The sequence below is a fragment of the Dictyobacter sp. Z7_2 genome, from assembly GCF_057551105.1.
Genome location: NZ_BAAJPE010000002.1, coordinates 787,436 through 799,872 on the forward strand (window position 1 = coordinate 787,436; position 12,437 = coordinate 799,872).

The 12,437-nt window shown below is 50.8% G+C and carries 8 protein-coding genes; 1 reads left to right on the forward strand and 7 read right to left on the reverse strand.

The features are described 5' to 3' along the window. Nucleotides 1–37 precede the first annotated feature (37 nt). The 5 genes from AC27N8_RS16810 to AC27N8_RS16830 form a co-directional block, all read right to left on the reverse strand. Nucleotides 38–664, reverse strand: coding sequence for a DUF4126 domain-containing protein (locus AC27N8_RS16810; RefSeq protein WP_487068546.1), 627 nt, complete (start codon nt 662–664; stop codon nt 38–40). A gap of 216 nt (nt 665–880) precedes the next feature. Next, nucleotides 881–3,289 (reverse strand): FAD-dependent oxidoreductase, encoded by a 2,409-nt coding sequence (locus AC27N8_RS16815; protein WP_487068547.1) that lies wholly within the window; start codon nt 3,287–3,289, stop codon nt 881–883. Between the two features lie 32 nt (nt 3,290–3,321). Further along, on the reverse strand, nt 3,322–4,650 hold the full coding sequence (locus AC27N8_RS16820; protein WP_487068548.1) for a complex I 51 kDa subunit family protein: 1,329 nt from the start codon (nt 4,648–4,650) through the stop codon (nt 3,322–3,324). Continuing rightward, nucleotides 4,643–5,383, reverse strand: coding sequence for a hypothetical protein (locus AC27N8_RS16825; protein WP_487068549.1), 741 nt, complete (start codon nt 5,381–5,383; stop codon nt 4,643–4,645). Before AC27N8_RS16825 ends, AC27N8_RS16820 begins: the two co-directional genes overlap by 8 nt. A gap of 3 nt (nt 5,384–5,386) precedes the next feature. Next, on the reverse strand, nt 5,387–5,980 hold the full coding sequence (locus AC27N8_RS16830) for an NADH-quinone oxidoreductase subunit B (RefSeq protein ID WP_487068550.1): 594 nt from the start codon (nt 5,978–5,980) through the stop codon (nt 5,387–5,389). Nucleotides 5,981–6,464: 484 nt separating this feature from the next. Here AC27N8_RS16830 and leuB point away from each other — a divergent pair, with 484 nt between their 5' ends. Next, nucleotides 6,465–7,592 (forward strand): 3-isopropylmalate dehydrogenase, encoded by a 1,128-nt coding sequence (gene leuB / locus AC27N8_RS16835; RefSeq protein WP_487068551.1) that lies wholly within the window; start codon nt 6,465–6,467, stop codon nt 7,590–7,592. A 3-nt stretch (nt 7,593–7,595) separates the two neighbouring features. Here leuB and AC27N8_RS16840 read toward each other — a convergent pair whose 3' ends face one another. Next, nucleotides 7,596–7,832: a hypothetical protein gene (locus AC27N8_RS16840; RefSeq protein ID WP_487068552.1), complete on the reverse strand. Its 237-nt coding sequence runs from the start codon at nt 7,830–7,832 to the stop codon at nt 7,596–7,598. 24 nt (nt 7,833–7,856) lie between these two features. After that, nucleotides 7,857–12,362, reverse strand: coding sequence for an Hpt domain-containing protein (locus tag AC27N8_RS16845; protein WP_487068553.1), 4,506 nt, complete (start codon nt 12,360–12,362; stop codon nt 7,857–7,859). Nucleotides 12,363–12,437: the final 75 nt, after the last annotated feature.

Here is a 12,437-nt window from a genome sequence, read left to right on the forward strand (position 1 = left end):
ATACTTTAGCTATCCCGTTATATATTACACTGAGTCCCTAAAAACGACCCGATGAATTATGCTGAACTGGTACGGTTACATCAGAATATGGATCGTTCACAACACGCCTTCGCCTCAACCGCCGTACAATACGTGGTACCAGAATCAAAAACGCAACAATAAACAGCAATACGCCAATCAATATCACGTGTGGGGCGATAAAGGCCAGTACAACGCTAAAAAGCATCACAATATCTTCAGCCACACTTAAAGCTATATTTGCACAGCCTCCAGTCGTAGCGGTTGATGTCACCCGTGTCGCAGCCTTCGTGGTATGCGTCACACCTGCCACACCAGCACCGAGTATCAACGTGAGAGGCAACCATGTACTATCCATTGTCTGATTACCAGCGGCTGCCGCCACCAGAGCCCCCGCAGCAGGACGTATTACCGTATGAACAACGTCCCAGATATGATCCAAGACAGGTATCTTATCGGCAAAAAGGTCAGCCAGAGTTAAGATTCCCATAATAATCATAAACCAGGGTTGCGTAATAAAGCCAAACTGTGCATTTACATGAAACTGAGCCGGCCAGAGGCGCGATGCAAGGCCTAAAGCAAGCAAAGGAAGATACGCATTAATACCCGATGAAAATGCCAGGCCAGCAGAGGTTCCAATATCCATCAATGAGTTCTCCAAACATAACAGAATAAATTGTTTGTATGTTACTTTCTACACACGTATCAACAGCCCATCTAGTTTTATAAACGAATAAAATACATTGACATCCAAATAACAACCTCTATACACAATCAGGCGCAATGATTGAAGGAGAAAAAAGGCAAGCAAAAACCGGACCTTATTAAAAGGCCCGGTTTCTAATAACAACTTGCTTGCTACTTAATCACGAATAGAGCGAGCAGGCAATGGACGCACCAGAGGACTCATCACCGGCAGATCCTTCTTGCCTCTTGGCAATCGTTGACGCACCAGATAGTTGGGAGCGTTCGCCAGATCGTTCTTCTCCAGCGTCACATCCTCACCAAAGCGGTTGAAGAAGGACAATTCGAAGTTGGGAGTCTCTCCCAGAGCACCGTGAGGGCACACCTCGACACAGTCCCCACAGAAGATACAGCGATCCAACGCGAAGGAATAGCGCGTCAGTTCGCGCTCGGCCATCATCAACGATCCTGTTGGGCAGACCTGCACACAGGCTCCGCACGAGACACAATCGGTATCATGCAAGCTGACATTGAACGGCGTCGAGACAATCGTATCAAAGCCTTTGCCAAACATGCCATAACAGTCGGGACCAATCACATCGTGACAGACACGCACACACTGGGTGCAGTTGATGCACTTGTTGGGATCGCGCAGGATAAAGCTATGGGATAAGTCGGTCTCGTAGTCATGATAGTCGCTTGGCTCACCATCATGGAAACGATTATCGGCCAGACCATGCTCGATACTGTACTTCTGAAGATCGCACTGTCCCGCCGCCGGGCAGGCACATTGCAGACAGCGTGCGGCTTCCCGCTCCGCCTGCTCTTTGAGATACCCCATCTCGATGAGTCCAAAGTTCTTCGTGCGCTGCTCGTAGGGGAGCATCGGCATCTTGACCTTAGGCTCAACGGGCTTGTAGGGAACGATGTCAAAGAGATCAGGACGACGCTCTTCCAGTTCCAGACGACGAGCTACCTCGTTCATATCCTCGCCCATCAAATAGGAGTGGATCGAACGGGCATTCAGCTTGCCCTGGGCAACACCTTCAATGATCGTCTTAGCACCCATCTGACAGTCGCCGCCAGCGAAGACGCCTTTGCGATCGGTCATAAAGTTATGGGGATTGGTCTGGACCGTTTTCCACTTGGTCCATTTCACTCCTGAGGCTTCATCGATCACCTTGGTATCAACTGCCTGACCGATGGCAGGAATGACGGTATCACAATTGAGAACGAACTCAGAACCGGGAACTGGTACTGGACGGCGACGACCGCTGGCATCTGGCTCTCCCAACTTATTACGCTGGAATTCTACGCCAGTGACGACACCATCCTTCGAAATGACTTGCGTCTGACTGACATAAAGCTGGAGATGTGTACCTTCGGCTTCACCATCTTCAACCTCTTCAGTTGTCGCACCCATCTCAGTACGGCCACGACGATACATTGTATGGACTTTGGCTCCCAGGCGTAACGATGTACGTGTGCAGTCGAAAGCTGTAAAACCACCGCCGATGACGATGACTTCGTCGCTATCTTTTACCGGGACTGGCTTACCTTCAACTTTATCACCCAGGTAACGAATCGCATTGACCACGCCTTCTGCATCTTCACCAGGAACACGCAGATCATTACTGGTCCAGCAGCCAATCGCCAGATAGACTGCATCAAAGCCCTGAGCAAACAGATCATCAATGGTAAAATCGCGTCCCAGTTTCACATTGGCCTGGAAATCAATACCCATATCCCAAAGTTGAGCGAACTCGCGATCCATCATATCCTTCGGTAAGCGATACTCAGGGATGCCATAGCGCAACATGCCACCGGCCTGCGGCTGCATATCAAAGACTTTGACATAATGGCCACGCATAGCCAGATAATAGGCACCAGTCAGGCCGGAAGGACCGCCACCGACAACTGCTACTTTTTTACCTGTTGGAGGGTCTTGAACGTAAGGCAGAGGCGGATCTAACAAGCAGGACTCAGCGGCATGCCCATGCATCCGACAAATAGCAATCTCCTCATCCACCAGCGTGCGTCGGCAGGCTTTCTGACAGGGAGCAGGACAGGTCAGTCCCAGAATAAATGGAAAGGGCAGCACTTCTTTGACCAGACGAGCCGCTTCCTTCATCTCTCCTTGCGCAATCAACTCCAGATAGCCTGGAATATCGATATGCGTCGGGCAATCCACCTGACAGGGAGGCTGACAGTAGGCGTTGTGGTCGGAGAGCATCATCTCCAGGTTGGTGCGCCGAATATGAAAGAGCTCATCTGAATTGGTCGTGACGACGATGCCTGGGGTTGCTGGCGTGTTACACGAGGGAAGTGGACGCTCCGCTCCCTCGATATGAACCAGACACATGCGACAGGCAGATGTTGGTTCCAACTTCTCATCATTACATAAATTGGGGATATCCGTAATCCCGTTATCTATAGCCACGCTCAAAATGGTCTGGCCCTCGTAAGCCTGCATTGTCTTACCGTCAATGGTGAGAGTAAAGCTGGGCTGACCCACATCATTACGCACCATCGGAGGCTGCGAGCCTTGAGTCGTGAGCGAGAAATTATCACGGATTGATATAGCCATGTACTTCCTCTTCCGGAGTTCCTAAGATATGACTACGGCAGCACATGCTTCGTTACAAAACGATGAGCACGTACCGGCACGCATACACCAGTTGGACAGCGCAAATCCTGAATATGTGTCGTAAAGTGTTCAGCCCAATAGCGTTTAGCTGTTTTTAACGGATTTGTGGCTTGCACGCCAAAACCGCAGAGCGAACCATTTGGCACATATTCGGCAAACTCATCAAGCACATCCAGATCGCCATTGACACCCAGATCGCTAATAATTCCTTCAAGAATACCAGTGATACGCTTCACTCCCAGGCGGCAGGGAACACATTTGCCGCAGGATTCTTTGGCAAGATATGCGCTACGCTCTCGCGACCACGCCACCATGCACGTATCAAGGGGAAGCAATTCAATGATACCCGACCCAACGATTGTGCCAGCTTCTTCCAGCGCATCAAAATCGAAGGGAGTATCCAGTAGAGAGAGAGGCAATGCTCCACCTTCGGCCCCACCAACCACGATCGCCTGTGCATCGTTTGCAGATGGATTCAAGTCAGCGTGCGAGAGGATATCTCGAAGCGTGGCACCAAAGGGTATCTCGACAACTTTCGGCTCGCTATCTGGCGAGGCATAAATGGTCAAGATTTTGGTACCGCCAGTTGTCTCCGAACCGAGACTGGCAAACGCAGACGCACCATCACGCACGATCACAGGTACATTCACCAACGTCTCAATCGAGTTGATAGCTGTTGGCTTATCCCATAATCCATATTGTGCGGGGAATGGAGGTCTCTGCTCCGGCATACCACGACGGCCTTTGATCAGAGCCATCTGGACCGTCTCTTCTCCGCCCATAAAACCCATATCCACGCCGAGCACATTGATGATACAAGAAAAATCAGTGCTGAGGATATCACGCCCGACGAGATTGGCTTCCAGAGCTTCCTCTAGAGCACGTTGGATGGCATCAGTGCTACCCGGGGTTGTGCTACGAGTGAAGAGATAGGCTTCCGTCGCACCGACAGCGTAAGCTGCAAGCAGGATGCCTTCTATGATCTGGTGGGGATTGGTCTCAAGCAATGTGCGGGCAGCCAATGAACGGCTGTCAGCATCATATGCATTGCAAATAACGTACTTCTGATCATCTTCGGCCTGACGAACAAGGCGCCACTTCTCACCAGTCAGGCGACCAGCGCCACCACGTCCACGCAATTTTGCATCGATGACTAGCTGGCTGACCTGCTCAGGAGTTAGTTCTCGCAGGGCTTTTTCCAATGCAGTGTATCCACCGCCGCTGCGATACTCGCCTAAAGCACGTATATCAGTATCGGTACTCCGTAGCAGTACCTGAGATGATTGTTCAAATTTAGGCATCTGGCTGCCTCACATGATTAATATTTCCCCAGACGCCGCGCTTACTTGGAGCCAATCCGCGTGCTGGTTGATCATCACGCTTCACGCCCTGTGGAGCTGGCGCTGGTTTAAACTTCGGACTCATCGTAGCGATTCCAAAAAGATCGCTCAAATCAACACCACGAGCCTGGACAATCCGCTTGGCCGCTTGCAACGGCAGATACCCATAGAGATCCATCACTGCATCTAGCAAGCCGGGGAGAGCGCTCGCTTCCCGAGACCATGTCACAAGCAAGGTATCAACGGGACTCAGATCGATGGCGGGCTCAAGATGATCCTTGACAGGCATCGCCACACAGGGGGTCACAGGCTTGTTGAAGTACTCTACCGCATACTCAGAGATGCGCGACTTGTAAAAACCCGCATGCGAGGAACCTGTGGCCGGAGCCAGTTTACGCGGAGTAAACTTCTCTGCGCCATCACGAATGTAGGATTTGAACCAGGGACGATCTTTCCATTCGTTGATTGGCTCGTACTCGATTGTAATCGCACGAGGAGGGCAGGCTTTCTCACAGAGCAAGCAAGATTCACACTTCAAGTTGAATTCTGTATTCAGACCATCCTGAGCGATTAATTGGATCAAACCTCGGCTACGCGCTGGTAGCTTCGGTTTCTCATATGGATAGAGTCGTGTTACCTTTGGTCGGAACATGTGACCAAAGGTGAGACCCATTCCCTCCAGGATTCCACGCATACACTATACCTCGATTTCGTTCTCACCGCGCACTTTGAGACCTTGTTTCGCGATCTTCTCACGTAGCTTCAAAATCCCCTCGATCAGCGCCTCTGGACGAGGTGGACAACCAGGCACGTAGATATCTACTGGAACTATCGTGTCCACACCCTGAACTGTATAGTAGCTATCATAAAACTCACCACCAGAGTTCGCACATTGCCCCATACTTAGAACCCACTTTGGTTCGGGCATCTGCTCCCACAGAAGACGTAAACGTGGACCCATCTTCACTGAAACAGTTCCGGCTACAATCATCAGATCGGCCTGCCGAGGGCTGGAACGAAACACTTCTGAACCAAACCGGGACAGGTCATAATGAGCTTGTGCCGAAGCCATCATTTCAATGGCGCAACATGCCAGCCCATAGCCCAGAGGCCAGACTGATTTTGATCGCGCCCAGTTCTGAGCCCATTGCAGCATGTCGGCTACACTTGTGAGCTGAACTGGAAGTTCTTGATCTCCTGGAACATACTCATGGGGGCCTGCCGCCATTGAGATAGGAATCGGCTTGCGACGACCATCGGCTTTCCCATTTTCATTGAATTCGCTGCTCATAAAATTTAACTCCTAGACAAAGGTTCTAGCAGCACCTATTGTTTGATTAGGATTGTTGTAGGATTTTAATTAAGACGGGGGCGACGTATTCTATACACTCCATCTGGCACGTATTATAACACGTTTCACCCACCCATGCCATGAGACCGAAGCCCTCAAAAGCCTGTTGGGAGCTCGTAATCTCAGTGGTAGCCCCCTCCTCAACAGAAGCAATTTCCAAAAACGTAGCCAGCACAAACGAATATAAGAAAAATCTATGCTCTGCCATCGGCTCCTTGCTCTTGTCAGACAGCTAAACGCTTTGGTAAACTGTGGAATATCAATACTATCTTGAAGCTACCACAGCCTCTCTTTTAACAGATCGGCAGAGAAACACCTACTTCTTAGACGGATCTCCGGTACTATTTGTATACCTTCAAGTTAGCAAAATGCAGATGTCTCACAGGAAAAGGTGAGGATACACATCAAAGAAAGATGGATTATTATGGGAAACTATACAATTGCGGTTCTACCAGGAGATGGAATTGGTCCTGAAGTTACCGAACAGGCCATCCATGTATTGGATGCAATCGCTCAACGTTATGGGCATACATTCACTTATCAGAGGAGGCTCGTTGGAGTGGCTGCCATTGAAGCTGAGGGCCAGGCTCTCTCTGATGAGTCATTTGAGATCTGCCAGCGCAGCGACGCTATTCTCTTTGGAGCTGTTGGTGGTCTTCCCAGCTACACAGGTCGCAGCAAAGTGAAACCGGAAGAAGCCCTCTTCAAATTGCGCAAGGGTCTACAATTCTTTGCCAACCTACGCCCGGTCAAGCCATTAGATAGTTTGCTCAACGCCTCACCCATCAAGACGGATTTAGTCCGAGGCACCGATCTTCTGGTCGTGCGGGAGTTAACTGGCGGCCTCTACTATGGCCATCTGGAGCCACCAGTTCCGGGGAAGCCGAGCGAGATCCGCCAGACAGAACATGGGACGGAGGCAATCGATACGCTACTCTATACCGAAGCAGAAATCGAGCGTATCTTACGCATTGCCTTCGAGGCGGCACAGGATCGCAAGAAAAAAGTCACCTCTGTGGACAAAGCCAACGTTTTAAGCTCCTCGGTTCTGTGGCGACAGGTAGCTGAACGTGTCGCCAAGGATTATCCAGATGTTACGTTTGAGCATTTGCTGGTAGATGCCTGCGCCATGCATTTAATTCGCCGCCCAACGCACTTCGACGTCATTGTCACAGAAAATCTATTCGGCGATATCCTCACGGACGAAGCTTCGGTACTCGCAGGTTCAATGGGCATGCTTCCTTCCGCAAGTTTAGGTACTACCCAAACAGCGCATGGACGTCTGGGACTCTACGAGCCTATTCACGGCTCTGCTCCAGATATAGCAGGACAGGGGAAAGCTAATCCCATAGCAGCCATTCTATCAGCAGCTATGTTGCTCCAGTACTCATTGGGTTTAAAGGATGAGGCAACTGCAATCGAGTCAGCCGTGGCACAGATTATTCAGGAAGGATATCGTACCGAAGATCTGCTTGCAGAAGAGGGAACAAAGTTTATCAATACGCAGGAGATGGGGCAAAAAATCGCAGCAGCACTGGTGCATCAAGCCTGACAATCAACCCATCATCGGTTTAGGGCATGGGCCAAGAGTTTTCAGCTTTTCTCGACTCAACTCCAATTGTTGCAGGAGTTCAGCCAGGCTTACTACTGGCTTATCCTCAGAAGAGACTGGCTCAGCTTCAACATCGTCATGATGTTGAAGCTGAGCCACTTTAGTCTCCAGTGCAGTGATTTCATATAAGACTGTTTGCCGTTGGATATACCAACGTGTTACGGAACGCTCAACACCCATTAGATCCACCTGCACTATCAATTATTAACGAACCACAGCTCCATAAACAAGAGAATTAATTGTACTGATCAATTCCTCATCCTGGTATGGCTTCACTACATAGGCACTTGCTCCAAGAGACATCGCACGTTGCTGATGCTTCGCAGCCGCGCGAGAAGTCAGGACCACGAGCGGGAGAGTCCGATATTGTTCTTGCGCACGAACCGTCGATATCAACTCATAACCATCCATACGTGGCATCTCGATATCCAGCAGAACCGCCGCCGGGGTTTCGAGAGAGATCATCTCAAGCGCCTCGACGCCATCGCGAGCCATTTGTACAGTCCATCCATGCTGCTTCAGCATGTTACTGACCACACGTCGCACACTTGGGCTGTCGTCGACAACCAGGATATGCTTACCACGTTCAGGAGTGGGAGCCGCAGCTGCCGTCGGCAATGCAGGAAGTCCTGATTGCTTACTTGAAACATCAATATGCTGCTTCACCTGACCAGTCGAAGGCATGCCTTCACGTCTTGGCAGCACCATATTAAGCTTGGACGCCAGCAGGGAGTTCAGCTCTAACACCAGTACAACATGTCCATTACCAAGGACGGTACCGCCGGCGATACCGTGAACTTCACGCAAGTGAGGTCCCAAATTTTTCATCACGATATCAAACTTGCCCCGAATCTCATCAACGGCCAAAGCTACACGACGACCACCAACGTGGACGAGTAGCATCTGTGCCTTATCGTCGATATTCAGATTCGTCGGTAAGGAGAGATACTGCGAGAGCATATGTAACGGATAGAGATCGTTACGAACGACCACCGCAGGCTGTCCGCCCGAATTTGTACGCTTAAAGTTATCCAAGCGCCCAATCGACTCAACATGGACTGTAGGAATTGCAAACTGTTGACCACCGACACGTACCATCATCGCGCTCTGGATGGCCAGGCTGGTGGGGAAGGTCATAGTAAAGGCGGTTCCGAGCCCGGGTGCAGTCTCAACCACAAGTGTCCCTCTCAAACGTGAGACGCTATCGCGTACCACATCCAGACCGACACCACGTCCACTCTCTTCACTCAATACCTCAGCGGTAGAGAAACCAGGCTGGAAGATCAGAGACACAACATCATCTTCACCGATCTGTTGATCAGCTCGGATGAGTCCACGCGCGATAGCCGTATTGCGAACCTGTTCGCGATCAATACCACTACCATCGTCGCGCACTGTAATCATAATCTGATTACCTTCATACGCAGCTGAGAGCTTGATCTGTCCAGCCGGCGGCTTGCCACGCTGAACACGAATATCTGGTCGCTCAATGGCATGGTTCACTGCGTTACGTACCAGATGGAGCAACGGACCCGCTACTTCTTCAAACACGGTACGATCAACTTCGGTCGTCTCACCCTCAAGCACAAAATCGATCTCTTTGCCTTGCTTGAGACCTACAGCGCGGGCAGCGCGATAAAGACGAGGGGCCATCGTTGAGAGGGGCACCAGACGAACTTTCATCAAGCGATCCTGGAAGGTCGTATTGAGGCGATTCTCTCGCGCAAACACACCTTCACATTCACGAATAATCGTATCCATCTCAGTACTCAGCGTTGCCATGTCCGAGATACCCTCGCTCAAACCACGAGCTAATTGGTGGAACTCGGTATAGCGGTCCAACTCCAATTCATCAAAATCTGAAAAATGCGAAGGAATTGGAGCAGCCTGATTTGGTGAACTCTCCGCTCCCTTTGGAGACGGTAGACCTAATGTCACGTTTGATCCCAGGATACCAGTTCCGCCACGAGCCGTACTCTGATCACCTTCACCAGGCATAACCTGCACCGAGCGACCACTCGGAAGCGTTGCCGCTTCAAAACGGCTATCCAGTTTCTGACCCACGTCAGCAAGACGATTACTACTCACGGCCACATCTGAAACCAGACGCACGAGCCGTTGGATACGCTCTTCAAGCACGCTACGATTGACCAGCATCTCACCGAAGAGATTGACCAGTTCGTCAAGTTTGAGCAGGCGTACACGCACACTCAAATCCCCACGTGTACGCGGTGTCGGCCCATCAGAAGCGGGAGCACCTTCGACCACACTGGACTGAGTCATGTCCGCCGGATGATCATCGTCATCCAGATCTTCTTCAATCATCTGATTAGAAGAGCTACGTTCGCCGAGCAAGGCCACATAGCGTTTATGCAATGCGCGAACCTTTGTATCGGCAATAGCTGTATCGTTACCAGTGATCAGAAGCTCTAATGCCTCCGCAGTATCAAGGATCAAGCTCACGACAGTCGGGGAAATGGACATCGTTCCTTCCATGATTAGATCAAGGAGGTCTTCAGAAACGTGACTCAAATCCGCAATTGTCTTAAAACCCATCATGCCGGCAGCGCCCTTGAGCGTATGGGTCGCGCGGCGAATACCCTGAATCAATTCCCGGTTGGTGGGATTTTTCTCAAGCGCCGCGACGTACATTCCAATGGACTGAAGATGTTCTTCAGCTTCTAAGCGGAAAATCTCGGCCGCCTCTTCACCGAAATCATTGCTACTGAACGAAGATGCTGTCGTCGATTTTCCCGTGGCCTCGGTCACAGGCATAGATATAGGAGGCGTCGGCGCGTAAGAATTAGCCGCCTCAGGCCGCGTCGGCGTAACATTTGATGACGGAACAGTCGTAGATAATCCAGATGTGCCAAAGACATAGCCATTTCCATCATGCGTTATGCCATTTGGAGACGGCGGCAACATCGGCGATGCCGGATCATCACTTGTATTGGAAAGCTGATTGAGAAATTCTTGCCGTACCTGGATCTCAATATCACTACGCAACCGAGACTCAAGAGCTTTCATGCCATCCGAATCCAAACGATCAGAGCTATACGCACGCTCTTGCATCAGTTGTCGCTCAGCAAATTCTTGACGCACCTCATCGCGAATCTGCCGTTCTAACTCAGCTCTTTCACGAGCTGCGTTATCCAACTGAGCTTCATATTCCCGCCGTACCTGTGCCTCAATTTCGGCGCGCAGTGCGCCTGGATCACCCTGACGTTCGAACGTCACACGTTCACGTAACGCATTTGCATCCTGATCAACGTGAACATTCCAGGGACTCCAGCCATTCTCCTGACGTGATCCCTGTGTGTTGCTCTGCTGATACTGTTCAAAGGCTGCACCATAAGACTGAAGAGATGCTTGAAGCTGTTCAAGGGTCACGCTAAGCTGCTCATCGGTCAGATCGACGCCATTCGTGATCTTTTGGAGAAGATCAAAGACCTTCTTCAGCTTTGTATTCGAGACCCACATCACGGACAGCGGTAGATAGCGGCGCACTTGCTCAGGGCTATTACGCAAGTTTAAGCCCATAGCTTTGCCAGCCCACTCCTCCATACGATCAAGAGCATCTTTTGAACCATTTAAGAAGCCCTTGAATTCGCTCCTCTGCGCCTCGATCACCGTCAAAGCATCGCGCAATTGCACAGTTACATTCTTTAACGATGAGGATTGTGTCTCCAGGGCTTGCACTTCCCGCTGTATATCTTCGTGTGCCTGCGGGAGCACAACCTCTTGTTTCTCAGATGGGACCAGTGCTGGCATCTGAGCAGAATATTGCTGCTCATCGCCTGCATTCCAATTATATGACGGAGAATACGTTGTCGGTGCTGGCATAGGTGGTTGCTCAACACTTTCGTATTCATAATTGGAATAATTCAAAGGCGCAGGATTTACCTCAGGCTGCGTTGGCAACTGCTCAGATGGTCGCCGTGTCGAAGCCATCAACGCCTCGAAAGCACTGGTGGGTGTATCCTGGATAGGAAGTGTCGGCCAGGCAGGCTCGGGTTCAGGTATCTCCATGGGAGACGGCATTGCCGGTATAGCAGACATCGAGGACGTATTGTCAAAACGGGTGCCCAGTGCAGGTTCCTCAGGCCAACCGATATCTTCACCAGGTGCGGTTGGTTGCGTGCGGAAAGATGCAAGCACTTCGTCAAAGGACGGCATCGAGGACGCCATAGGAGCACTCGTTGTCGGCATATCAAATGATGACGCAGACTGAAAAGGTGAGGACACAGCTTGTGCCTGGTTTGAATTGGTGGCATGAACATCTGCGACACTTGGCGCAGCAGGAGCTGAAGCATTCTCGATAAGAGCACGATAGCCAGCATAGTCGGCATCATCCTCCGCAATCACTGCTTCCTCATCAATACCACCGCGAATACCCTCCAGGAGTTGACGCAAACGACCCAACGAGCGCTGTAACAGACCCCGTGTTGGATCATCCAGCGTCATCAAACCGTCCAAGGCATCACCCAGGATGTCTTCCATACCATGAGCTACATGAGCCAGGCCTGGAAAGTCCATCATGGAAGCGGAACCGCCAATGGTGTGAGTGCGGCGGTAAGTCTCTTCGAGGGCATCCATGTCGCCAGGTGACTGCGCCAGTCGCTCGAGGTTCGTCTCGATTTCTGGCAAATAGCTATTCACCTCTTCGATAAACGAGTCAAGGACGGATAGTTTATCAAATGTGTTCGACATGTTGCGCGTACTCACTTAACTATTCTGATGTTACTATTCTCTTCTCTTCCCTGGCAAGCCAGAAAGAGCAACAGA